This is a genomic window from Bradyrhizobium sp. 956_D2_N1_4, from assembly GCF_052076025.1.
Taxonomy (GTDB): domain Bacteria; phylum Pseudomonadota; class Alphaproteobacteria; order Rhizobiales; family Xanthobacteraceae; genus Bradyrhizobium; species Bradyrhizobium barranii.
Genome location: NZ_CP197237.1, coordinates 1682126 through 1705454, shown reverse-complemented (window position 1 = coordinate 1705454; position 23329 = coordinate 1682126). Strand labels below are relative to the sequence as shown.

Here is a 23329-nt window from a genome sequence, read left to right as displayed (position 1 = left end):
CCGTGACGCAAAATCCCGTTCGCATCGAAGCCGACTATCTCATCGAAACGCCGGAAGATCCGCGTCTTGCCGCGGAAACCATGGCGGGCGAGCAGTCGAGCGGCACGTTCGTTGCGGTGCCCGGCGAAACGCCGGAGCTGAAGGCGCGTGCGGCCGCCCGAGTCGAGAGCATCGAGTTGCTTGATGCAATCTCCGCGCCGTCGCTCCCGGTCGCCCGCCCGATCAACCCCGATGGCCCCTGGAATCGCGCGCGCGTGACGTTGTCATGGCCGCTCGACAATATCGGCGCATCACTGCCCAATCTCGTCACGGCGATCGCCGGCAATCTCTGGGAGTTGCGCCAGCTGACCGGCCTGCGGCTGCTCGACCTGCGCCTGCCGCTCGCGTTTGCCGCCGCCTATCCCGGACCGAAGTTCGGCGTCGCCGGCACGCGCGAGCTGACCGGTGTCAGCGGTCGCCCGCTGATCGGCACCATCATCAAGCCGAGCATCGGACTCAGTCCGGCCGAGACGGCCTCTCTCGTCGCCACGCTGTGCGAGGCCGGCATCGACTTCATCAAGGATGACGAGCTGCAATCGGACGGCGCCTATTGTCCGTTCGACGCGCGCGTGCGCGCCGTGATGCGCGTCGTCAACGACCACGCCGATCAAACCGGCAAGAAGGTCATGATCGCCTTCAACCTCACCGGCGAGATCGACCAGATGCGCCGCCGGCATGATCTGGTGCTCCGCGAAGGCGGCACCTGCGTGATGGCGAGCATCAACTCGGTCGGACTCACAGGCATGGTCGAGATCGGCCGCCACACGCAGCTTCCCGTTCATGCGCATCGCAACGGCTGGGGCGCGCTGAACCGTCATCCGGCACTGGGCTGGGACTATACGGCCTGGCACAAGATCTGGCGGCTGGCCGGCGCCGACCACATGCACGTCAACGGCATCGGGAACAAGTTCAGCGAGACCGATGACAGCGTGGTCACATCCGCAAAGGCGGCGCTGACCCCGATGTTCGCGCACAAGCCGTGCATCGCGATGCCCGTGTTCTCCTCGGGCCAGACGCCGGCGCAGGCTGCACCGACCTGGCGCGCACTCGGCTCGACAGATCTGATCTTCGCAGCAGGCGGCGGCATTCTCGCCCATCCCGACGGACCGGCCGCCGGCGTTGCCGATTTGCGCGCAGCATGGGATGCCGCGATGGCGAGTCCGCAGCCGTGAGCGGCGCGTCCGCCCTGCCCGACGGTCCACTCGTTGCCTTCTATGGCGACGATTACACCGGCTCGTCCGCGGCGATGGAGGCCCTCACCTTCGCGGGCCTGCCGACCATCCTGTTCCTCGAACCTCCGACGCCCGAACGTCTCGCTTCTATCGGGCAGTACCGCGGCATCGGCATCGCCGGCACGGCGCGCGCGAAGGATCCGGCCTGGATGGAGCAAAACCTGCCGCCGGCTTTCGCGGTGCTCGCAGGTATCGGCGCGCCGATCGCACACTACAAGGTGTGCTCGACCTTCGACTCCTCGCCGCAGATCGGCTCGATCGGGCGTGCGATCGATCTCGCCGTGCCGCAGCTCGGCGGAAGCTGGCATCCACTGCTCGTGGGATCGCCGGCGATGGGCCGCTATCAGATGTTCGGCCATCTGTTCGCGGCCGTGAATGGCGTCGGCCATCGTCTCGACCGGCACCCGACCATGTCGCGTCATCCAGTGACGCCGATGGACGAGTCCGATCTCGGCCGGCATCTTGCAAAACAGACGGCGCGATCGATCGGACTGATCGACTTCGTCACCATGGCCAATGGCGGCGCGGATCTGGCGCTGATGCGCGCGAGGGGCGCTGGCACCGAGATCATCTCGCTCGACGTGCTCGACCAGGCATCGCTGATCGAAGCCGGCCGCCTGATCTGGGAATATCGCGGCGAACGTCTCTTTGTCGCCGGCTCGCAAGGTGTCGAGCAGGCCCTGGTCGCCTATTGGCGGTCGGCGGGCCTGATTCCCGACAGCAAGCCCGATCTGCGCCTTGCCGGCGTCGAGCGCATCGCCTGCGTCTCCGGCTCCTGCTCGCCCGTCACCGCCGCGCAGATCGCGCATGCCGCGGACAACGGCTACGACGTCGAGCGGCTCGATGCGACGCGCGCCGTCGACGCGGCGGAATGGACCAGGGAGATCGGCCGCGCTGTCGCGCGTGCGCTCGCAGCACTCGCGTCGGGGCGCGATGCGCTCCTGATCACCGCAAGCGGACCGGACGATCCCGCCATCGGCGCACTCAACGCGGCCATCGAGGCGAGCGGCGCAACGGCGAGTGCAGTAAACGAGCGCATCGGCGCGGGGCTCGGCCAGGCGCTGGACTCCATTCTGAAAACCGCGCGGCTCCCGCGCGCCGTGGTCGCCGGCGGCGACACGTCCGGCCATGCGCTGCAGGCAATGGGCATCTATGCGCTGACCGCGATCGCCCCTCTCGCGGAAGGCGCGCCACTCAACCGCGCATCATCGGATCGCGCGCATGCGAACATCGAGATCGCGCTCAAGGGCGGACAGGTCGGCGGGATCGATCTGTTCTGCCGTGCCAGAGACGGCGGTTAGCCGTCACTGCAAGGCGATCGCGATCTGGCCGATATTGGCCGTGAACCGCGGCTTCATCGGGCCGGCGGGATCAGGGCGCGCAGGATGTCGGGCTTCCAGGCCTGACGCGCGCTGTCAAAGGCCGCGAAATCATGGTCGAACTGCCAATAGGCCCATGCCCAGCCACGTCTGTCGGCGCTTCGCGCCACGAACGACAGGTATCTCTGGCGACTCTCGGATGGAGCCCGTTCGTAGACCCCGAACTCGCCGAGATAAACCGGGCGTTTCTCTCGCTCCGACCACCGGCTGACCTTCTCGAAATCAGCGGCCGCCTTGGCTTCATCGTCCGGACTGCCCCAATCCAGCGGCCCGATGCGCGCGAACGTCTCGGACCATGGCGCACCCTGATGCGTGAAGCGTATCGGCGCGTAATAATGAAAGGCGACGATGAGATTCCTGTCGCCGGCGGGGAGAGCCAGATCGTCGATGGGAATCTCGTCCGTGTTGAGAACGGCAGCAATGACCCGCCGCTCGGGGTTGGTGCGGCGGATGATGCCGATACATTCGTTGAGGAGCGAATTCCAGCTGGCGGACGTCATCTGTCCCCCCGGCTCGTTCAAGACCTCGAAGACGAGCCCGGGATATCTTCCGGCATAGCGCTCCGCGATCTGCCGCCAGAATGCCCTGAGCTTCTCGCCGCATTCGGATACATCACGCTGACAGACATGCGTGTCGTGCTCGTCGACGATGGGAACGAGGTTCCTGGCGAGGATTTCCTCGATGACGGCATCAAGCCTTCTCAGCACGGCCTCATCCAGCACATTCCCGCGATCCATGAACTTGAAGCCGAAGAAATTGATCCTGACGTGCGAGAATCCGGCCTTTCTGATCGCCGTCAAATTGTCCAGACGGAACGGCGCGTTCTGACCGCCCTCCCAGATTCCGTCGTAACCGAGAATGTTGATCCCGCGTCCCAACTTTGCCGCATCACGAGGCACGGCCGGCCCGGCGCCATGGGCGTCGGAGCAGAGCGATGCGAAGACGAAAGCCGCTGCGGCAAGATTGAAGCTTCTCGACCAGCGAGCGCGGGGGGCGGTCATCCTGCTTCCATTCCGTAAGGGTTAGAAATCGGTCTCCGGCACCGGCCTGCACGTTGCAAGGAGGAACGCCACGAGGAGCACCGACGTGAACATGGTCGAGCGAAGGAACGTCGTCTCGGTGAAATTGGTCTGAAAGCTGAGGGCGACAAATCCGATGATGAGGGCACAGTGCGCCCGATGGATCGATCGTGCGGAAATCAAATAGAGCACCTTGTTCGAGAACAGAAGAACACTCGCGGCGAAAAGCACGTAGCCCAGAAACCCTGTTTCCATCAGAATCGCGATATAGCCGCTATGATAGTTGTCGAGCACCCAACCGTGGTTCTGCTCGAAATAATCGTAGATCGACGGGATCGTCCAGAAGCCGTTGATTCCGAAGCCGAGCAGCGGCGCATCGTCGAAATGGCTTATCGCGTAGTGCCAGATGAAGGTCCGCTCGGTAAAGTTGACGGTCGCATCGCCAATGTGGATGGCGTCGTATCCGGTCGCATAAAAATAGACGATCAGGAAGCCGGCCATAACGCACATGACGAACGGCAGGATCGCATAGAGCCTCATGCAGCCGACCGACCACATCGAGGTCACGAGCAGCGCACAAGCCGCCAGGGCGACAGCACCGGCGCCGCGCGATTCCGACGCGAGGACGCAGGTCGACGCCAGCAGGAACGCGACGAGGAACGCCAGCCACCCCTGCCCCGTCATCTTCCGGTAGCAGGAGAAAAACATCAGATATGCGCCGACAAAGCCCAGCGTCTGCTTCGATTCATAGACGCCCTGCCATTGACCATTGTGCATCCAGCTATGGTCTACCCCGATATCGGGCACGGCGAGCGCGCAAAGCGCCGATGCGGCGACCAGTATGAAAAGCCCGGAGGATGTCGCCTTCACGACATCGTCGATATCGATCCGCGTGATCATACAGAACGCGCCAAACGTCGTCATTGCAAGAGCGGCGCTCTTCATGATGGCTGCGGCATTCAGAGTGGTCCACAACACCGAGACGACCGCCAGCGTGTAGAATGCGAGGAGCGCGATCAGATCCGGGTTGAACGCCAGCTGCAGACGCGGGCGCACGAACGCGCTTGCGTAGATCAGCACGCTCCACATCAGCAGAGCGACCGCCTGTTGCAGATAAGTCAGTCCAGCCGGCAGTATCGCCGTATTGAATGTCCCCATCGACGCGACGACATTGACGGTGATCGATACGCAGATGACGAGCCTGGCGATCTTCTCGACGCCGGCACTGCGCGTCTTCCAGATCGCGCTCGTGAGTGCCCCGGAGTCTCTCTCGGTCTGCAGGATGGTCATGCGGTGACTTTCCCTTAAGCTTGGTTAATTATCTGCTACTGCGGGTTGATCTGCCGGGCCCCGGCACCACGAAATCTCGAAGCTTCGGGCATTGATAACGATACGGCCCCTGCTCGATGCGTTAATGCAAATCGCACCCCGCTGGTGCCTCGGCCGTCACGACCCTGCTATACAAGCGCGGGATCCGGCTCGATCGACTTCTCCGGACTATCTGGTTTCCGTGGTCACGCATGAATAAGCCGAGCAATACATTCGATATCGCCATCGAGCAGGCGTTCGACTTCCTGTCTCCGGAATACGCGGCGCTGTTCGACAGCTCTGCCGCGACCGCGTTTCAGCATCCGCTCTGGCTGGACAGCCTCTACGCCAGGCTCGCATCCCATGCAGGCGCGACGCCGCTGGTCGTCGTGGTCCGCCGTCGTACGACGGGGGCACTGGCGATGGTGCTGCCGCTACTTCGAATCCGCCGCGGCCCGATCCGCACCATCGAATTCGCCGATCTGCGCGTATCCGACTATCTGGCGCCGGTCTGCAGTCCCGAGGTGTTTGCCAGCCTGCTGGAGGACGAAGCGGCCTGCGCGGAGATCCGGCGCCTCGTCCGCCCGTTCGACCTGCTCCGCATGACCAAGCTGCCCGACGGACGGCTTCCGATCGAGAGCTTACTCGGCGCGCCACGCCGCGTCTCGATGGAGACGAACGCCTACGCGACCGTTCTCGTCGTCCCGTTCGAGCAATGGCGTGCCAGCGCGCTGGATCGCTCCTATCAGAAGGAGCTCGCCAAGAAATATCGCCAGCTCCAGAAGAAGGGAGCATTGAGCTTCTCATGCTGCGACGACAGCGCCTCGATCTCCGAGGCGATGGACGCGATGAAGCAATATCGCGGCCCGCGCTTTCACGCCCAGGGCGACGGCGACCTGCTCCAGCGCCCCGAATATTACAGCTTCTATTCCGACGTGGCGGCCCGCGGTCTCGGCTCGTTCGTCCGACTCTACGCCATGAAGATGGACGGCGGCGTGATCGCCGCCGTGCTCGGACTGCGCCATCGCGGCAGCTTCCTCGTCATCATGAGCGCCTTCGATATCGACGGGTACAAGAGCCAATCCCTGGGCTCTCTGATGTTCGAGCAAGTGGCGAGGGATTGCATCGAGCGCGGCGATCAGATGCTCGACTTCACGATTGGCGACGAGCCGTACAAGAAATTGTTCGGCGGCCAGCCTTCGCCGATGTGGATGGTCACGCAGGCCGGCAGCACCGCGGGCGCCATCAGCCTGTTCGCGCTGAAGCAGGCTCCCTGGCTCAAACTGGCGGCCAAGCGGCTGTCGGATTTCAGGCTCCTGCCGGCCCGCACCCCGACGCCCACGCGCTAACCGAAACGCAAGCGAGCGGGCGCAGAGCTCACGCGCGGAGCGCGCCGCGGACGCGTCCGAGCCAGCCCGGATGCATCTGATCGACACGATGCGTGAGACTGCGCCGCAGGAAGTGCAACCGGCGTCGCACATCCCATTCGATATCGTTGCGGGACGTCAGGGCCTGACGGAAGCGCGCCATTTTCAGCGACCGCTGGTCTGCCGCGAGCTTGTCGGGATCGGAATAGAACTGCGAGATCTTCTCCGTGCCCATGCCGGCGCTTGCGAGCCAGCGCGGTGCGTACTCCGTGCAAAGGCGATCGACGTCCACCAACAGGCGGGCGACGCCCGTGCCGGCGGCGGGACAATTGGTCTGGAACGCATCGCCGATGAGGACGATTCCGGGCTGAAGGTGTCCCTCCACCACGGTCAGATCCATCACCCAGTTCTGCACCTTGTCGGTCACGTGGAAATCGCCGAGGTAAGGCCGCAGTCCCGGCAGCAGCCGCAGGACGGTTGCTTCCGGTTCGCGGCGCAGCTCGCGCATGATCGGATCGGTCGGGTCGCGGAACATGAACAGATTGGCCCGCATGCCTGATGGCACCGGGAACAGGCTGAGATAGTCGATGCCGTCAGCGGTACGCTCGCCGTAACAGGTCAGCGCCTCGAAATCGAACGGCGTGCCATCGCGGCGCGCGATCGTGAAGCCGAACGACACCGAATGGCGCTCGGCCAGCACGCGCCGCTTGATGCCGAGCTTGTAGCCGAGAGCTCCCGCCATGCCTGTGGCGAGCACGACGAGCCGCGCGTCCAGGCGTCGTCCCGACGCAAGCTCGATATGCTGGACATCGTCGCTGGGGCTGATTGCGGTGACTTCGTCGACGATCAGATTGGGCGGATCGGGCAGCTGGCTGCGCGCCACGGCAACGAGGCCGGCATAGGAAAACCCGTAAGCCTGGCCGACGCTGACATCGACGACCTTGCCTTCCCGGATATTGAGCACCCGGTCATACCGGCAGGCGACGTTCGCGAGCGCATGGAGGAAACCCAGCTTGCGGAACATCTCGAGCTGCTGGCCACCGAGCTTCTCGACCCGGAATTCGTCCGGATGCACCGCGCGCTTGTCGACGAGTGCGACGCGATGCCCCGCCCGCGCAAGCACGGACGCGGCGAGCGACCCCGCAAGGCCGCCACCGACGATCGCGATGTCTGCGACGATGGCCGCAGTCGCAGCTGCATCGCTCGGCTCGGTCACGGGTCTATCCGTCGTCATGGTTTAGGGCTCCACGGTTAACGGTGGTTCCATGTGCAATTCCCTCGCCTGATGTCGTATCGCAGAGCCAAACGCGATCATTTCCGGCGATTGAGGTTAACGGGTCGCCGGACACATCCGTCCCGGCACGCGCCTTGCTCAGAACGACCTCGAAATACTGCTGTCTCGTCAGACCAAGCGTCCGAATTCGTTCCAGAGAGGCCATTCCAATGCTCGAACAGCCGCAGGCCGGCCGGCTTCGCCCCGCATCTTGCACCGGCACGACATCGCGCCGCTTTTCGATCGAGCCGGTGCCCGGTCAATCTGGCACATCGGGGACGCGGCTGTTCCGCAGTGAAGCAGCGGCGTACGACCTTCGTCGACGACAGACGACGGGACCTCAAGACCGCGCATTAACACTCGCATTTTTCCGGCATGCTAGGCTCTCGCCGTCCTTGCAACGCCCATCTTCGGGGAACGCTCCGCATCTTCGATGATCGATTCCATTGTTCAATTTCTGCGGCGTGACGTCACGCGCGGTGTCGTCGGGACCATCCTTCTGAAGGTTGGCAGCGGCGCGCTCGCGTTTGCGTTGTTCTCGCTGGCAGCGCGAACGATGACGCCCGATGGATTCGGTATCTTTGCGACCTGGCTTTCGGTTGCCCAGATCGCCGCAGTCGTAGGACTGGTCGGTCAGGAAGCATTGCTGGTGCGATTCCTGAACGAGTATGAGGTCGGCGACAGGCCAGACCTCACCAAGGGCCTCCTGCTCTCCAGCTTCAGGATTTCCGCCGTCGCGATGCTGATCGCGATCGCCGCGGTTGCGTTGGTTGCGCACTTCAGAGGGGATTTGTGGCTGCTGATCCTCGCCGTCTCGGCCTACACCGCCGTGAGCGCCGGATTGATGCTCGGCAGCCAGATCGCGCGCTCGCTGGTCAGCATTATCATGGGCGAAGGCAACCGCGAGTTCTTCTGGCGGGTTTTCGTCGTGCTGTTTCTGCTCGCCATGCTGTTCGGGCATCGGCAGCTCGATCCCGCCGAGCTGATCGCCGCAATGACGATTGCGATGTCGGTGGGCCTCGTCGCACAGATCATTGCGATCGTGCGGGCGCTGCCGGATTTGCGCGCGACCGCAGCGAATTCCGAAGCAACGCGCTGGCGATCGAGCGCGCTGCATTTCTGGCTTGCGTCCATCCTTGAAGTCGCGAACCAGTATTTCGACGTCATTCTGGTCTACTGGATGCTGGATCCGGCGACCGCCGGCATCTACTTCGCGGCGTCACGCCTCGCCAACATCTTCGCCATGCTTTCCGCCGCGCTGTACTCGTTCGGCGCGCGCCGGCTTCCTTCGCTCTACTTCAGCAAAAATCACCACGAATTCGAGCGGACGCTGCAGCTCATGGCGGAAGTGACCGCGCTTTGCGTGGTCGCAGGCCTCGCGATGATCTGGATCGGCGGCCCCTATCTCCTCAACCTGTTCGGGCCTCATTTCACCGAGCAGCACTCGGTGCTGATCGTGCTGGCGATCGGAACGGCCATCCAGGCCGCGGGCGGTCCGTCGGCGGCGATCCTGCAGTTGACCGGCCATGAACGCATCTACGTCCCCGTCGTCGCCGCAAATGTCGCATTGAGACTGGCCGGATTCCTCGTCCTGATCCCCTGGCTCGGCGTGCTTGGCGCGGCGATTGCGGCCACCGTGTCGCTGGCGCTCACGACCATCGCGCTCAATATCTTGTGTCGCCGGCGAACCGGGGTCGATCCCTCGGTTCTCGTGCTGTTGCGCTTCTCGGCGTGGCGACGCGGCCGCTATGCGGTGCGCAGCGCCGACTCCGCCGAATAGGCGTCAACCGTACGATCGGCCTGGTTGATCCGCGACGGCGCGCAGGTCCCGTTGGTTAACGCGCTCGCTGCGCACCACCCGGGAACCAGCAGAATTCCCGCGAGAACGCGGCAATCGGCGGCTCGCGCATTAACTCCGTTTGTTGCTAGTCGGTGTCTGCCCGATGCCTGCATGATAGGTACGGGGTTAAGAAGGTGAAGATTTCGTTTCTTTAGCGGTCGGGATCCGTGCTCCACTACCAGCCGAACAAGGAATTGGGCGAGACGACCGCGACAGAACTGGCGCGGCTGAACGGCAGCGAACGAAAGCTGCACGTCCTTCTCGTACAGACCCAGGCCGAGAACGCGGGTGCGCAGGAGATCTCCAGGCTTCTCGGCGCCGGCCTCTCCGCGCGCGGCCATCGCGTCTCCAACCTGTTTTTCTTCCGCAAATCGGATTCGTTCGACGAGCCGCCCGAGACGTTCTATTGCGCATCGAGCCGGCCGGGCAATCCGGTTGCGCTGCTGCGGATGCTGTGGACGCTTGGCGGTCATATCAGAGCTACGCGCCCCGACGCCGTCCTGACCTTCCAGCATTTCGGCAACGTCATCGGCGCGGGCGTGACGCGCCTCGTCAGCCGCGCCCCTGTCGTCGCCAATCAGGTTTCATCCGCGCTGTCGATGAGCTGGCCGATCCGCACGGCCGACATCGTCATGGGCAGCGTCGGCTTCTTCGACCGCATCACGCTGAACTCAAAGGACATGGAGCGCGAGTATTCGCGCTACCCGCAGGCCTACCGGTCGCGCATGGTGCATGTCCCGCACGGCTTCGAGGACAAGGCTCTCATCCTGCCGAAGGGCGCCGCGCGACAGAAATTCAACCTGCCGCCGGACCGCGTGTTGCTCGGCTGCGCGGCGAGGCTGCATCCGCACAAGCGGCTCGATGCGGCGATACGCCTCCTGCCGGACGAACCGTCGTGGCACCTTGCACTCGCCGGCCAGGGCGCCGACGAGGCACGACTGCGGCAGCTCGCAGACGATTTGAAGGTCTCGGACCGATTGCATCTGCTCGGCGAAATCGCGCCACGCCAGATCGCGGATTTTCTCGCCTGTCTCGACATATTCGTGTTTCCTACGCAGGCCGAGACCTTTGGCCTCGCCGCCGTCGAAGCCGCCAACGCCGGCGTTCCCTCGGTCGTCACGGATCTTCCCGTGCTGCGCGAGGTGCTGTCCTTCGAAGGAAAGCCCACTGCCCTCTTTGTCGATGCTTCAGATCAAGCGAAGCTGTCGGCTGCCGTCTCCAGACTTCTGACCGACCAAGCACTGAGCGACGAACTGCAAAAGAACGCCAAAGGCCTGAGGTTGCGCTATTCGGTCGATGCGATGGTTGAGGAATACGTTCAAATCCTCAACCGGGTCGTCTGAGCCGATGCGTTGGAATAGGTTAGCTCGACATGATCATCGAGTTTCGCTGCGAACGTGACCATGCGCGGCGGTGGATGCACCGCCAGACGCTGTCGATCGACGGCCGGGACGTTCCGGTTCAAATCGCGTTGACTGCAACGGCGGAGCCACGGCCCGCGGGGCTCGACGCCCTGTTCGAGCTCGAGCGCGTGGTGCTGCGTAAAGGCAGGCATAGCGGCGCCGACGGGCTGAAGATCGATCCGGAACAGACGCAGGCCCGCACCGGCACGGCCGATGTAATCGTCGATTTCACGAGCGCCGCGCGCGATCCGGACTGTTCGGCCCGGCTGTATCTCCGCCCGTTGTTCAACGGAACTGCGGGTGAAAACGCGGCACTCGCGGCGATTCTCGCCGGCGACCTGCCCGTCATCGAGATCGTCAACGAGGTCGACGGCGCGGTGCTCGATCGCGGCCATCCCTCCGCAGAGATCGCGGCCGGTTTGAGCGGTGGGCTCGAAACGGTCATGGCGCGAACCCTGACCATGGTGGCGGCCATCCTGTCGGGACGGCCGCGTATCGTGCCGCAGCTGGCACGCCAGGCCCGAGCCGGCAACGGCCGGCCGCCGGCGGCCTATGTCGTGCGCGGCCTCGCCGTATCGATCGCCAAGGAGATCTACCGCCTCTGCTGCTATGCGCCGCATTGGCATGTCGGATGGCGCTTCAATGATGGCGCGGGTGTCTGGCAGACGGGAGATCTCTCCGGGCCTCGCTGGAACGTTCTCGCCGATCCCGGAAATCATTTCTACGCCGATCCCTTCCCGATCACCTGGCAGGGACGAACATTCGTCTACTTCGAAGATCTCGATCATCGGGTTGGAAAAGGCATCATTTCGGCCGTCGAGTTCGGCGACGCCGGCCCGGTCGGCGACGTCGTGCCCGTGCTGGAGGAGCCCTGGCACCTGTCCTATCCGTTCCTGATCGAGGACGATGGCGAGTTGTGGATGATCCCGGAGAGCTCGCTCCACGGGGACGTCGCGCTCTACAAATGCATTCGGTTTCCGGACAAATGGGAGCGACACGCTACGCTGCTCTCGGGCCTCGAACTGGCCGATGTGACCATCACGCAGCACAACGGTCTGAACTACCTGTTCGGAGCCTGGCGAGACGGAACCGGCGGCTATTCGGATTCGCTTGCGATCTATCACGCCGAGCACCTGCTCGGCCCCTGGTTGCCCCATGCCAGCAACCCCGTCCTGATCGATCGCGCAAGTGCGCGACCCGCGGGGAATTTCGTCACCATCGATGGCAAATTGTGGCGGCCGGTGCAGGATTGCGCCGACGGATATGGCGCCGCGCTCGGCCTCGCGGAAGTGGTCGAACTGTCTCCGTCGACGTTCAAGCAGGTCGTGCGCCACTCCCTCAGGCCCGGACCGGCATGGCCCGGCAGAAAGCTGCACACGCTGAACCGCTGCGGCCGGCTCGAGGTGATCGACGGATCGCGCGTTCAACCCAAGACCCGGGCCTTCGCAAGCAAATTTCCATCGCTCGTCTTGTCCCCGCGAACCAGTCCCCACACCGCCTGTTAGCGCGTGGCACGACGGACGGCGTGGATCACAACGCCGCCCGTCATCTCGCGTTTCGACCGCTCCCGCGGGAGGCGACGTTCTACTGAGAACGATCCGAGGTCCAGCCCTTGTAGTCGGCGACGTTGTCCCGGGTCACGAGCTTCGAGGGCAGGAGTTCGACGGTCGAGGCCGGCTTCTGGCCATTGAGAATGCCGACGCCCACCTGCACCGCGCGCCGCGCCATGAAGAACGGGTCCTGCGAAGCGGAAGCCTGGACCTGCGGCGCTGCCGGATCCTTCAGTGCCGCCTCGATGTCGGGCGCGCCATCGACCGCGGTGATGACGATGCCGCTGCGGCCTTGCTGGCGCGCCGCGAGATCGGTGCCGATCGCCTGCGGATCGTTGATGGCGAAGATGGCATCGATCTTGGAAAAGCGCGTCAGATAGCCCTGCGCGATGGTGAGACCGCCTTCACGCGAGCCTTTGCCGTCCTGGTCGCTGGACAACACCTTGATCCCGGGATTCTTCGAGAGAACGTTCTTGCAGCCGACGACGCGGTCGATCACGGCCGAGACCTGCGGCCCGTTCTCGATGATGACGTCGCCGTTGCCCCCCAGCTTGTCGACGATGTACTGGCATGAGATCTCGCCGGCCTGCACGTTGTTCGTGGTTATGGTGGCGTCGGCGCCTTCGGCCGCGGTGTCGACCGCGACGACCACGATGCCCGCCGCCTGCGCCTTCTTGATCGCCGGCCCGATCGCCTTGGGATCGCCGGGGTTCAACAGGATCAGGTCGACGCCGGCGGCAATGAAATTGTCGATCTGGGTGACCTGCTTGCCGAGGTCGTATTCGAAGCCGACTGTCGTGATCTTCACATTGGGGTTGGTCTTCCTGGCCTCGAACTCGGCGCCCTTCGACAGCGCGACGAAGAACGGATTACCCATCGAACCCAGCGAGACGCCAATCGACTTGAGTTCCTTGGCGAAGGATGGCGCGGTGCTTAGGGCAAGCGCCATCGCGGCGCCGGCGAGCGTGATCGTCTTCAACATTGGCTTCCTCCCTGGTCTGTATTCTTATCCGGCACGGCAGACCAGTTGCCGCAGCGGAACCTCGCATCACACCATGCGCACTCAGGTGCGCGCCGAACCCTTTCAGGTTCTGGCGGAGCCTTGCAGCCGATAGCGGTCCAGCGCCACGGCGCCGATGATCACCAGGCCCTTGATCACATATTGCCAGATGTCCGAGACGCCGACGAGGATCAGGCCGTTCGACAGGACGGCGATGATCAGCGCGCCGACCAGCGTGCCCCAGATCGAGCCGATGCCGCCGACGAACGACGTGCCGCCCAGGATCACGGCGGTGATCGCATCGAGCTCGTAGGACTGACCGAGCTGGAGACCGTTGGCCGCATAGAGCCGCGCTGCCTGCATGGCGCCGCCGAGCCCGGCGAAGAGTCCCGAGATGCCGTAGACGAAGATCAGCACGGCCCAGACCTTGATGCCGGCAAGCCGCGCCGCGCTTTCATTGCCGCCCACCGCATAGATGTGCACGCCGAGCACGGTCCGGCGCAGCACCAGCCACGAGACGAGGATGACGAGCAAGGCGATCACCGAGAGCCACGGGATCGACGCGACGCCGGGAACGAGCGTCAGCGAGCCGTTGCCAATGAAGGCATAGGGAATGGAAGGATTGAAGACGGTGGTGTCGGCCCCGAGCAGTCGCGCCAGGCCGCGTACGGCGGTGAGAGAGCCGAGCGTGACGATGAAAGGCGGCAGGCGAAGGAGTGCAATCAGCGCGCCGTTGATGACGCCGAAGCCGAGGCCCGTGAGCAGCGCGGCCGGCAGCCACAGCATCCCGAGCTCCGGCAGCTTGGAGAGCGTCAACCCGGCCATCGCGGACGCCGCCAGGATCGAGCCGACCGAGAGGTCGATGCCGCCGGTGAGGATGACGAAGGTCATGCCTGCGGCGAGCACGGTGTTCACTGCGGCCTGCTGCAACACGATGCCGAGATTTTGTCCGGTGAAGAAGCGGCCCTCCGACAGAAAATGGAAGCCGCCGCACAAGATCAACAACACCGGCAGCATGCCGGCGGCGCGGATCAGAAGCCTTATGCGCTGACGCTTCGTCTCTTGTGCGGCCGCGAGGCCCGCGGCGGCGGCGGTGTCCGTTTTTGGAGAGCCGTCATGCATCGAGTTGCTCCATCCCCGTGGCGAGCGCCATGATGTCTTCCTGGTTCAGGGGCGACGTCGCGCCACGCTCGATTTCACCGGCGATATGCCCTGCCCGCATAACGACGACGCGGTCGCAGATGCCGATGATCTCGGGCAGATCGGACGAGATCACGAGGATCGCGGTGCCGGATTTGGCAAGATTGTCGATGATCGAATAGATCTCGGACTTGGCGCCGACATCCACGCCGCGCGTCGGCTCATCGAGGATCAGGACCTTTGGCGTGGTCGCAAGCAGGCGCGACAGCAGCACCTTCTGCTGGTTGCCGCCGGACAGCGCGCCGACGGTAACGTTGATATCGGCGGCACGAATGCCGAGCGCGGCGAACGCCCTGTTGGCGCGGTCGCGGGCCTTGTCGCGGTCGAGGATGTAACCGATCCGGGCATCCCGGCCGAGCACCGCGAGGTTGATGTTGTCCAGGCATGACATGTCCAGGAACAGGCCGAGCGCCTTGCGGTCCTCGGTCAGATAGGCGACGCCGATGTCGAGCGCCTCACCCGGCGTGCGGATATCGACCAGGCGTCCTTCCAGCTCGACACGGCCGGAGGTCCTGGGCGCTGCGCCAATGATGAGATGCGCAAGCTCGGTGCGACCCGCGCCGATCAGGCCGGCGAGGCCGACCACCTCGCCCGCATGCACGGTCAGCGAGCAGCCCTTGACGCGCCGGCCATCGGCCATGTCGATCGCTGCGAGCACGGGATGCCCCCGCCCCGCCTCCGGATCATGATCCTTCTTGTAGAACGAGGAGACGTCACGCCCGACCATTAGCCGAACGATGGTGTCGGCGCGGATGTCCTGCTTGTCGAGCGCCCCGACCAGCCGGCCGTCGCGCAGCACGGTGACGCGGTCGCCGAGCGCGTAGACCTCGTCCATGCGATGCGAGATGTAGATGATGGCAAGCCCCTCGGCGCGAAGCTGGCGGATCAGCGCGAACAGCCGCGCGCTCTCGCCGGCCGACAACGCCGTGGTCGGCTCATCCATGATCAGGATTTTTGATCTGACGTGCAGCGCACGCGCGATCTCGACCAGTTGCCGCTGGCCCATGGAGAGGTGCGCCACCAGCGTCGACGGCAGGAAGTCTGCGCCCAGCCGTTTCAGGATGGGGCCGACGCCCTCGCGCATGGCGCCGCGTGCCAGCAAACCTGCTCGCGATAGCTCCCGGCCGAGATAGATATTCTCGGCAACAGTGAGATTGGGAGCCAACGACAGCTCCTGGTAGATGATGGAGATGCCCGCCGCGCGGCCGCCGAGCGGACCTTCGATCCGTACCGGGCTTCCTTCGATCCGGATCTCGCCGCCGGGATCGGGCCTGTAGGCGCCGGACAAGATCTTCATCAGCGTCGACTTTCCGGCGCCGTTCTCACCCATCAGGGCATGAATTTCGCCGGCATAGACGGTGAGATCGACGGAACGCAGCGCCTTGATGCCAAAGAAGGATTTTGAGACCCCACGCATCTCGAGGATCGGATCGTTCATCGTGCCTCCCGACGCACAATGCGTTTCCTACCCGCGTCTCAATCATTTTGTCAGCGCGGTTCACGCATTAAACAAAAGGCCGCGGCACAGAGCAATACCGAACACACGGGAATGCAACGTCGAGGCGATGCTAGTGGCGCGGCCGATACAGTTCGCGCCAGGCGGGAAGCCGCTCGGCATAGGCATCGACCAGTCTTGCGTCGGGTTCGAACGTCTCGATGCGCTGCGGCCGCGTGCACACGGCGGCGATCGCCTCACCGGTGACAGCAAGCCGCCCCAATCTCGCCGCACCGAACGCCGCGCCGGTCTCGCCTCCGGCAAAGCGATGGACCGGAACATTCAGCACGTTTGCCAGCACCGAGAGCCAGAACCCGGACCGTGAACCACCGCCAATGGCGTCGGCTTCCGTCATGGCGATGCCGGCATCCGCGAGCGCGTCGCGGCAATCGGCAAGCGCGAAGGCAACGCCCTCGAGCACCGCCTGCACGATCGACCCGCGATCGGTGCCATGGCTCAAACCATCCAGCATGCCGCGCACGGCGGGATCATCGTGCGGTGTCCGCTCACCCGCCAGATAAGGCAGGAAGCTCACAGGCGACGGCGCCTGCGGGCGCAATCCAAGCGGCGCCAGCAACTCGGCCTCGGTGGCGCCGAACAGGCGCGCGATCCAGGCCAGGCAGGAGGCGGCCGAGAGGATCGCGCCGGCCTGAATCCACATGCCGGGAATGGCGTGGCAGAACGTATGCACCGCGCGGTCCGGGTTGGCAGCGATTCTGCTGGTCGGTGCCAGCAAGGCACCCGAGGTTCCCAGAGACACGAACGCGGTTCCCGGCCGGATCGCGCCGATGCCGACGGCGCCTGCCGGATTGTCGCCGGCACCGCCCGCGATCACCGGCTGTCCGGTCATGCCCCAACGCCGCGCCAGCTCGCCGCGCAGCGTGGTCGCGGGCGCGCATCCCTCGACCAGACGCGGCATGTGATCGCGCGACAGGCCGGTCGCTGCGAGTGCTGCGTCCGACCAGTCCCGGCGCGCGGCGTCGAGCCACAGCGATCCCGATGCATCCGAGACGTCCTCGATGGCCTCGCCGCTCAGCACCAGGCGCAGATAGGCCTTTGGCAGCAGAACGAGTTTCGTCGCCGCAAAGATTTCGGGCTCGTGCGTCGCGATCCAGAGCAGCTTCGGCGCGGTGAATCCCGGCATCGCCTTGTTGCCCGATGTCGCGCGCAAGGCGGGCCAGCGTCGCTCCAGGACACGACACTCGGCGGCGGAGCGTCCGTCGTTCCAGAGGATGCAGGGCCGCAACGGTCTTGAGCTCGCATCGAGCAGCGTGGCGCCATGCATCTGGCCGGACAGTCCAATGCCCTCGACGGCCGCCAACTCGCCGGCATGCGTCGCCTTCAAGGCATCCAGCGTGGCGAAGGTTGCATCGATCCACTGCGCGGGGTCCTGCTCGAAATAGCCTGATAGCGGCGACGCCGTCGTCAACGGCCGGCTCTCGCTCGCAATCACACGCTGGGCGCCGTCGACGAGAACGGTCTTGACCGCCGAGGTGCCGAGATCGATGCCGAGATACATGGCTGCTACCCGCTCACTTCGTCGCGTCCATCCAGATGCCCGGCTCCGAATGCTCGCGGATGTGGGTGACGAGGAAGTCGGAAAAGGCCCTGATCTTGGCGGGCAGCCCGGCGCGGTTCTGGTATGCGATGTTCATGGTGAGCAGTGGCAGCTCCCAATCCACCAGCACCGGGACGAGACGGCCCGCCGCGATGTCGCTTTGAACGATGTAGAGCGGCTGGATGAGGATGCCGAGCCCTGCCAGCGCCGCGCCGCGAATGACCTGGCCGTCATTGCTGTCGAGCGTCGGCGTGATGCGGACGGTCTGCGCGCCATGGCTTTTGCGCAGGCGCAGCGAATAGGGATCGTTCGCGAGATTGTAGACCAGCATGTTGTGACGCGCGAGATCGGCGGGCTGCTCCGGCTCGCCGGCGCTTGCGAGATAGGAGGGCGCGGCGGCAAGCACGCGCCTCATCTGGCCGATGCGGCGGACGATGATGTTCGAATCCGGCTCCTGCTCGCGCGTCCGGATCGCCACATCGATGCCGGCCTCGATGAAATCGGGATAGCGGTTGGCGGTCGTGATCTGCATGTTGAGCTTCGGATAGCGCGCGCGGAAGGCCGGCAGCATCGGCGCCAGATAGATCACCGCAAAGGACAGCGAGCTCGTGACCCGCAGCGTGCCCTGCGGCGACAGCGCACGATCGCTGACGATGTCCTCAGCCTCCGCCAGTTCGCTCAGCACCCGGCTGGAGCGCTCCAGCAGCTCCTGCCCCGCCTCCGTCAACCACAGCCTGCGTGTGTTGCGCTCGATCAGCCTGACCGCAAGGCGTTCCTCGAGCGCGCTGAGATGGCGGCTCGCCGCCGCATTCGACATGCGCAAGGCCTCGGCGGCTTTTGACAGGCTGCCGAGCTCGGCCGTCTTGGAGAACACCTCCAATTGCAGCAGGCGATCCATTTTTCCACTTTTAGAAAAAGAGACTTACAAATATTGACCTTTATTTCCACATCCCGCAAGTCAAAATGGCCAGAACACAAGCAAGATAGCAGGCGAGGAAACAGGGAAATGTCGGGCCCGATCAGGCACATCGTGATGTGGCGGCTGCGCGGGGAGACCCCCCAAGAGCGGTCTGCCGCCCGGGTGAAGGTCAAGACCCTGTTCGAGGGCCTGCGCGGCCGGATCGACGGCCTCACCCACATCGAGGTCGGCGTTGACGTCAGCGATGTCGATTACGCCTGCGACGTGGTGCTGTTCTCCGAATTCACCGACCAGGCCGCACTCGCCGCCTATGCCACCCACCCCGAACATTTGCGCGTCCGCGAGGCGCTGGGCGACTTGCGGATCGGACGCTTCCAGGTCGATTATCCCATCAAAGAGACCGGCGCATGATCGGTTCGTTCACCTTTGAAAACCTGCCCTGCCGCGTCGTGTTCGGCAGCGGAACGCTGGCCTCCGCCAGGGCCGAGGTCGAGCGGCTCGGCGGCAAGCGCGCGCTGGTGCTGACGACGCCGCAGCAGGAGGCGCAAGGCAAGAGCCTGGGGGCCGCACTCGGTTCGCTTTTTGCCGGCATCTTTCCCGGCGCGACCATGCATACGCCGGTCGAGGTCACGGAGCGCGCGCTCGCGGCGATGAAGGCATGCGAGGCCGATTGCGTCGTCTCGCTCGGCGGCGGCTCGACCACCGGCCTTGGCAAGGCGCTGGCCTTGCGCACCGGCGTCAACCAGCTCTGCATTCCCACCACCTATGCCGGCTCGGAGATGACGCCGATCGTCGGCCAGACCGAGAACGGCCTGAAGACCACGGTACGCGACGCAGCCGTGCTGCCCGAGACCGTGATCTACGACGTCGATCTCACCCTGACGCTGCCGGCGAGCCTCGCTGCAACATCCGGCATCAACGCGATCGCGCATGCGGTGGAAGCGCTCTATGCGCGCGACACCAATCCCGTGACATCGCTGATGGCGGAAGAAGGCATCCGCGCGCTGGCCCGCGCCCTGCCCGCGATTGCGGCCAAAAGCGATGACCGCGAGGCTCGCACCGAGGCACTCTACGGCGCCTGGCTGTGCGGCGTCTGCCTCGGCACCGTCGGCATGGCGCTGCATCACAAGCTCTGCCACACGCTCGGCGGCACCTTCGATCTGCCGCATGCCGAAACCCACACCATCGTGCTTTCGCATGCGGTGGCCTACAACGCACCGGCGGTGCCCGATGCCATGGCGCGGATCTCGCGCGCGATCGGCGCGGCCGACGCGCCCCAGGGGCTCTACGACCTCGCGAAGCGGCTGGGTGCGAAGCTGGCGTTGCGCGACATCGGCATGCCCGAAAGCGGCATCGACAAGGCGGCTGATCTCGCCGTCACCAACGCCTACTGGAATCCGCGCCCGCTCGAGCGCAACGCGATCCGCGAGCTGATCGCCCGCGCCTGGGCCGGCGAGCCGCCTGTTACCACCAAAGCGGCGGCCTGAAGCGATGCGGCGCACGCTGATCAAATCCGCGGTCATCATCAGCATGGATGATGCGATTGGCGATCTCAACACCGGCGATTTGCTGGTCGAGGGCGGCCGCATCGTCGATGTGCGCCCATCGATCGAGCTCGGCAGCGGCGCTTCCGAAACCGAGATCGTGGACGGCAACGGCCGGATCGTCATCCCCGGCCTGATCAACGCGCATATGCACACCTGGCAGACGGCATTGCGCGGCTATGCCGCGAACTGGACGCTGCTGGAATATTTCCGTCGCATGCATGCCGGGCTCGCGACCGTGTTCCGGCCCAGCGACATCTACATTGCGACCCTCGTCGGTGCGCTGAACCAGATCAATTGCGGCACCACCACGCTGGTCGATTGGTGCCACAACAATCCGACCCCCGCTCATACCGACGCCGCCGTGCGCGGCCTGATCGAGAGCGGCATCCGTGCCGCCTTCTTCCACGGCTCGCCAAAACCCGAGCCGAAGCCCGGCGAGCCGCATTTCTCCGAGATTCCGCATCCGCGCCGCGAAGTCGAGCGGCTGCTGGCAGGTCCCCTCGCCGACCGCGACGGCCTCGTTACGCTCGGGCTTGCCATTCTCGGCCCGCATTATTCGACGCTCGACGTCGCGATGCACGACTTCCGCCTGGCGCGCGAGCTCAACCTGATCGCATCCATGCATCAAGGCGGCGGTCCGGCCAAGACACCCGGCGGCTGGGAGAAGCTGATCGAGGCCGGCCTCGTCGGCGCCGGCATCAACATCGTTCATGGCAACGATCTGCCCGACGATCTCCTCGACAAGATGGTCGACCTCGGCGTCTCCTTCTCGGTGACGCCGGAGAACGAGATGATCCAGGGCCACGGTTTTCCGATCACCGGCCGGCTGCTCAAGCGCGGCGTGCGCCCGACCATCGGGATCGACCTGGAATCCGTGTTGGCCGGCGATCTCTTCTCCGTCGCCCGCGTCGCGCTGTCGATGCAGCGAGCGCTCGACAATGCGGAGTCGCGTCAAGTGAGCGGCACCATTCCGGCGACGACCACGATCCCCGTCCGCGAAGCGCTGCGCTGGATCACGACCGAAGGCGCCCGCATGCTCGGCCGCGAAGGCCAGATCGGCTCGCTGACGCCGGGCAAGCTCGCTGACCTCGTCATCATCAACGCATCCGATCTCAACCTTGTCCCGGTGCACGATCCCGTCGCGACGGTCGTGATGCAGACGAGCCTCGCCAATATCGAGGCAGTCATGATCGGCGGCACCTGGAAGAAGCGGCACGGCCAGCTGCTGATCGAGGGGCTGGAGACGAAGAAGGACCTGCTGGCCCAATCCGGCCGGCGGCTGGTGCAGGACATCGAACGACAGGGACGCGCCGCCTGAAGGCGCCAATGGATGAGATCAATGACCGACGCTTCAAGGAATGTCACTTTCATCGGGATCGGCAAGATGGGCCTGCCGATGTCGGCGCTCGTCGCCAAGGCCGGCTACGCCGTGACCGCATTCGATCAGAGCGCAGCCCGGGTCAACGAGGCGCGTGCGCAAGGCATTTCGATTGCCGCTTCGCCGGCCGAGGCCGTGAGCGGCAAGGCCGCGATCATCACGTCCCTGCCCGATGACGCAGCCTTGCGCGGCGCGTTGCTCGACCCAGCCGGCCTGATCGCCGCGATGGCTGCTGGATCTGTTCTGATCGAGACCAGCACCGTGAGCGTCGAGGCCTCCACCGAAGTTGCGGCCGCTGCACAGGCGCGCGGCATTGCCTATCTGCGTTCGCCGGTCTCGGGCAATGCCAGCATCGTTCATACCGGTGCCCTGACCTGCTTCGTCTCCGGGCCGAAGGATGCCTTCGAGAACGCCAAGACGCTGTTCGCCGCCTTCACCCGCGCCCAGACCTATCTCGGGCCGGCCGAGGAAGCCCGCTACGCAAAGCTCTCGGTCAATCTGATGATCGCGGTCTCGGCGGCGATGATGGCCGAGAGCCTGGCGCTGGCGCGCAAGGGCGGCATCGCCTGGCAGGACATCTTGAAGGTGCTCGACGATAGCGCGGTGGCCTCGCCGATGGTGAAGTACAAGACCGAGCCGCTGCGGACACGCGACTTCGAGTCGACTTTCTCATGCAAGCAGATGGCCAAGGACCTCGATCTCATCCTCGGCGCCGGCCATGCCGTAGGCGTACCCTTGCAGCTCGCAGCGCAGGTGCGCGAGACCTATGGCTCGCTGGTCGCGCAGGGCGACGGCGACACCGACTTCATCGCGACCGTCAAGCACCTGGAACGTCTGTCCGGGCTTGGCGAACCCAAACTCTGATCGCGGAGACACCTATGCGCAACTTCAACGAGACTACGATAACGGACGCGGTGCTGGAGCGGATCAAGGACGCGACCGATCCGCGCATCAAGGAGGTCAGCGAAGCGCTAGTGCGCCACCTTCATGCCTTCGTCCGCGAGGTCCGGCCGACCCAGAAGGAATGGGAATACGGCATCGATTTCCTGACCCGCACCGGGCACATGTGCGACGACAAGCGCCAGGAGTTCATCCTGCTATCCGACACGCTCGGCGTCTCCATGCTGGTCGACGCGATCAACCATCCGGTGCCGGAAGGCGCGACCGAGACGACGGTGCTCGGCCCATTCTTCGTCCAGGCCGCGCCGGAGAAGGACAGCGGCGCCGATATCTCCGGCCCGATGGAAGGCGATCCGATGCTGGTCACAGGCTCGGTCTCGACCGTCGACGGACAACCGCTTGCGGGCGCCATCGTGGATGTCTGGCATTCCGACGATGACGGCTATTACGACGTGCAGCAGCTCGACGACATCGGCGATCTCGCGATGCGCGCGCGCTTCCATACCGACGCCAACGGCCGTTTCCATTTCTGGTCGATCAAGCCGGCGGCGTATCCGATCCCGCATGACGGCCCTGTCGGCGAGATGCTGGAGGTCCAGGGCCGCCATCCCTGGCGTCCCGCGCATGTCCATTTCATGATCTCGGCGCCCGGTTTCGAGCAGCTCGTGACCCATGTGTTCGTCGCCGGTGACAAATACCTCGACAGCGATGTGGTGTTCGGCGTCAAGGACAGCCTGATCCGCGAATTCACAGGCCATCCTGCCGGCCGTGCGCCGGATGGTCGCATGGTGGAGCGCGACTATTTCCACCTCAATTACGATTTCGGCCTGAAGCAGGTCGCGAGCAACGCGAGAGCCGCCTAAGCTTGAGCGACGGCGGACCGAACAAGAGTCCGACGACAGGGAGCAGACGGGAGCTGAGG

Annotated in this window: 19 protein-coding genes; 11 read left to right on the top strand and 8 right to left on the bottom strand. The window is 64.8% G+C overall.

From position 1 onward, the window contains the following. Positions 1 to 2 precede the first annotated feature (2 nt). Positions 3 to 1211 (top strand): ribulose-bisphosphate carboxylase large subunit family protein, encoded by a 1209-nt coding sequence (locus AB7535_RS07670; protein WP_085403178.1) that lies wholly within the window; start codon positions 3 to 5, stop codon positions 1209 to 1211. Continuing rightward, a complete protein-coding gene (locus AB7535_RS07665) occupies positions 1208 to 2572 on the top strand; it encodes a four-carbon acid sugar kinase family protein (RefSeq protein ID WP_245344193.1) in 1365 nt (454 codons plus the stop codon). Before AB7535_RS07670 ends, AB7535_RS07665 begins: the two co-directional genes overlap by 4 nt. 53 nt (positions 2573 to 2625) lie before the next feature. Here the strand turns inward: AB7535_RS07665 and AB7535_RS07660 are convergent, their stop codons facing one another. After that, positions 2626 to 3651 (bottom strand): glycoside hydrolase family 5 protein, encoded by a 1026-nt coding sequence (locus AB7535_RS07660; RefSeq protein WP_085403176.1) that lies wholly within the window; start codon positions 3649 to 3651, stop codon positions 2626 to 2628. A 21-nt stretch (positions 3652 to 3672) separates the two neighbouring features. Continuing rightward, positions 3673 to 4959 (bottom strand): O-antigen ligase family protein, encoded by a 1287-nt coding sequence (locus AB7535_RS07655; RefSeq protein WP_085403175.1) that lies wholly within the window; start codon positions 4957 to 4959, stop codon positions 3673 to 3675. 230 nt (positions 4960 to 5189) lie between these two features. Between AB7535_RS07655 and AB7535_RS07650 the strand changes: the two genes are divergently transcribed. Further along, positions 5190 to 6326, top strand: a complete 1137-nt coding sequence (locus tag AB7535_RS07650) for a GNAT family N-acetyltransferase (protein WP_085403174.1) — start codon at positions 5190 to 5192, stop codon at positions 6324 to 6326. Between the two features lie 28 nt (positions 6327 to 6354). Here the strand turns inward: AB7535_RS07650 and AB7535_RS07645 are convergent, their stop codons facing one another. Continuing rightward, positions 6355 to 7578 carry an FAD-dependent oxidoreductase gene (locus AB7535_RS07645; RefSeq protein WP_439037257.1) on the bottom strand — a complete coding sequence of 408 codons (1224 nt, stop codon included), beginning with the start codon at positions 7576 to 7578 and terminating at the stop codon, positions 6355 to 6357. A gap of 472 nt (positions 7579 to 8050) precedes the next feature. Between AB7535_RS07645 and AB7535_RS07640 the strand changes: the two genes are divergently transcribed. The 3 genes from AB7535_RS07640 (at position 8051) to AB7535_RS07630 (ending at position 12365) form a co-directional block, all read left to right on the top strand. Further along, positions 8051 to 9397, top strand: coding sequence for a lipopolysaccharide biosynthesis protein (locus AB7535_RS07640; RefSeq protein WP_085403172.1), 1347 nt, complete (start codon positions 8051 to 8053; stop codon positions 9395 to 9397). A gap of 227 nt (positions 9398 to 9624) precedes the next feature. Further along, entirely contained in the window at positions 9625 to 10800 is a 1176-nt protein-coding gene (locus tag AB7535_RS07635) for a glycosyltransferase family 4 protein (protein ID WP_085403171.1), read from the top strand. Between the two features lie 29 nt (positions 10801 to 10829). After that, a complete protein-coding gene (locus tag AB7535_RS07630) occupies positions 10830 to 12365 on the top strand; it encodes a glucosamine inositolphosphorylceramide transferase family protein (protein WP_085403170.1) in 1536 nt (511 codons plus the stop codon). 79 nt (positions 12366 to 12444) lie between these two features. Here AB7535_RS07630 and AB7535_RS07625 read toward each other — a convergent pair whose 3' ends face one another. The 5 genes from AB7535_RS07625 to AB7535_RS07605 form a co-directional block, all read right to left on the bottom strand. Beyond that, positions 12445 to 13392 carry an ABC transporter substrate-binding protein gene (locus AB7535_RS07625; protein WP_354112460.1) on the bottom strand — a complete coding sequence of 316 codons (948 nt, stop codon included), beginning with the start codon at positions 13390 to 13392 and terminating at the stop codon, positions 12445 to 12447. A 102-nt stretch (positions 13393 to 13494) separates the two neighbouring features. Beyond that, the gene (locus AB7535_RS07620) at positions 13495 to 14532 is read right to left on the bottom strand and encodes an ABC transporter permease subunit (protein WP_085403168.1); all 1038 of its coding nucleotides are present in this window, start codon (positions 14530 to 14532) and stop codon (positions 13495 to 13497) included. Beyond that, positions 14525 to 16048: a sugar ABC transporter ATP-binding protein gene (locus tag AB7535_RS07615; protein ID WP_085403167.1), complete on the bottom strand. Its 1524-nt coding sequence runs from the start codon at positions 16046 to 16048 to the stop codon at positions 14525 to 14527. Before AB7535_RS07615 ends, AB7535_RS07620 begins: the two co-directional genes overlap by 8 nt. A 130-nt stretch (positions 16049 to 16178) precedes the next feature. After that, the gene (gene xylB, locus AB7535_RS07610; protein ID WP_085403166.1) at positions 16179 to 17624 is read right to left on the bottom strand and encodes a xylulokinase; all 1446 of its coding nucleotides are present in this window, start codon (positions 17622 to 17624) and stop codon (positions 16179 to 16181) included. 13 nt (positions 17625 to 17637) lie between these two features. Next, the gene (locus AB7535_RS07605; RefSeq protein WP_028147172.1) at positions 17638 to 18561 is read right to left on the bottom strand and encodes a LysR family transcriptional regulator; all 924 of its coding nucleotides are present in this window, start codon (positions 18559 to 18561) and stop codon (positions 17638 to 17640) included. Between the two features lie 108 nt (positions 18562 to 18669). On the opposite strand from AB7535_RS07605, the gene AB7535_RS07600 reads away from it, so the two are divergent. From AB7535_RS07600 to AB7535_RS07580, 5 genes are read left to right on the top strand one after another with little or no spacing between them, the layout of a single operon-like run. After that, positions 18670 to 18993 (top strand): Dabb family protein, encoded by a 324-nt coding sequence (locus AB7535_RS07600; protein WP_085403165.1) that lies wholly within the window; start codon positions 18670 to 18672, stop codon positions 18991 to 18993. Further along, positions 18990 to 20069, top strand: coding sequence for a maleylacetate reductase (locus AB7535_RS07595; protein ID WP_085403164.1), 1080 nt, complete (start codon positions 18990 to 18992; stop codon positions 20067 to 20069). The genes AB7535_RS07600 and AB7535_RS07595 overlap by 4 nt, the downstream gene beginning before the upstream one ends. A 4-nt stretch (positions 20070 to 20073) precedes the next feature. Beyond that, positions 20074 to 21447, top strand: coding sequence for an amidohydrolase family protein (locus tag AB7535_RS07590; RefSeq protein WP_085403163.1), 1374 nt, complete (start codon positions 20074 to 20076; stop codon positions 21445 to 21447). A 21-nt stretch (positions 21448 to 21468) separates the two neighbouring features. Further along, entirely contained in the window at positions 21469 to 22371 is a 903-nt protein-coding gene (locus tag AB7535_RS07585; RefSeq protein WP_085403162.1) for an NAD(P)-dependent oxidoreductase, read from the top strand. 14 nt (positions 22372 to 22385) lie between these two features. Then, positions 22386 to 23270 (top strand): intradiol ring-cleavage dioxygenase, encoded by an 885-nt coding sequence (locus AB7535_RS07580; protein ID WP_028155718.1) that lies wholly within the window; start codon positions 22386 to 22388, stop codon positions 23268 to 23270. Positions 23271 to 23329: the final 59 nt, after the last annotated feature.

Bases quoted from the DNA above. Each gene is read 5' to 3' on its own strand.
- AB7535_RS07590 (WP_085403163.1), top strand. From the start codon at position 20,074: ATGCGGCGCACGCTGATCAAATCCGCGGTCATCATCAGCATGGATGAT.
- AB7535_RS07645 (WP_439037257.1), bottom strand. From the start codon at position 7,578: ATGACGACGGATAGACCCGTGACCGAGCCGAGCGATGCAGCTGCGACT.
- AB7535_RS07655 (WP_085403175.1), bottom strand. From the start codon at position 4,959: ATGACCATCCTGCAGACCGAGAGAGACTCCGGGGCACTCACGAGCGCG.
- AB7535_RS07650 (WP_085403174.1), top strand. From the start codon at position 5,190: ATGAATAAGCCGAGCAATACATTCGATATCGCCATCGAGCAGGCGTTC.
- AB7535_RS07580 (WP_028155718.1), top strand. From the start codon at position 22,386: ATGCGCAACTTCAACGAGACTACGATAACGGACGCGGTGCTGGAGCGG.
- AB7535_RS07630 (WP_085403170.1), top strand. From the start codon at position 10,830: ATGATCATCGAGTTTCGCTGCGAACGTGACCATGCGCGGCGGTGGATG.
- AB7535_RS07625 (WP_354112460.1), bottom strand. From the start codon at position 13,392: ATGTTGAAGACGATCACGCTCGCCGGCGCCGCGATGGCGCTTGCCCTA.
- AB7535_RS07660 (WP_085403176.1), bottom strand. From the start codon at position 3,651: ATGACCGCCCCCCGCGCTCGCTGGTCGAGAAGCTTCAATCTTGCCGCA.
- AB7535_RS07605 (WP_028147172.1), bottom strand. From the start codon at position 18,561: ATGGATCGCCTGCTGCAATTGGAGGTGTTCTCCAAGACGGCCGAGCTC.
- AB7535_RS07585 (WP_085403162.1), top strand. From the start codon at position 21,469: ATGACCGACGCTTCAAGGAATGTCACTTTCATCGGGATCGGCAAGATG.
- xylB (WP_085403166.1), bottom strand. From the start codon at position 17,624: ATGTATCTCGGCATCGATCTCGGCACCTCGGCGGTCAAGACCGTTCTC.
- AB7535_RS07595 (WP_085403164.1), top strand. From the start codon at position 18,990: ATGATCGGTTCGTTCACCTTTGAAAACCTGCCCTGCCGCGTCGTGTTC.
- AB7535_RS07600 (WP_085403165.1), top strand. From the start codon at position 18,670: ATGTCGGGCCCGATCAGGCACATCGTGATGTGGCGGCTGCGCGGGGAG.
- AB7535_RS07620 (WP_085403168.1), bottom strand. From the start codon at position 14,532: ATGCATGACGGCTCTCCAAAAACGGACACCGCCGCCGCCGCGGGCCTC.
- AB7535_RS07640 (WP_085403172.1), top strand. From the start codon at position 8,051: ATGATCGATTCCATTGTTCAATTTCTGCGGCGTGACGTCACGCGCGGT.
- AB7535_RS07615 (WP_085403167.1), bottom strand. From the start codon at position 16,048: ATGAACGATCCGATCCTCGAGATGCGTGGGGTCTCAAAATCCTTCTTT.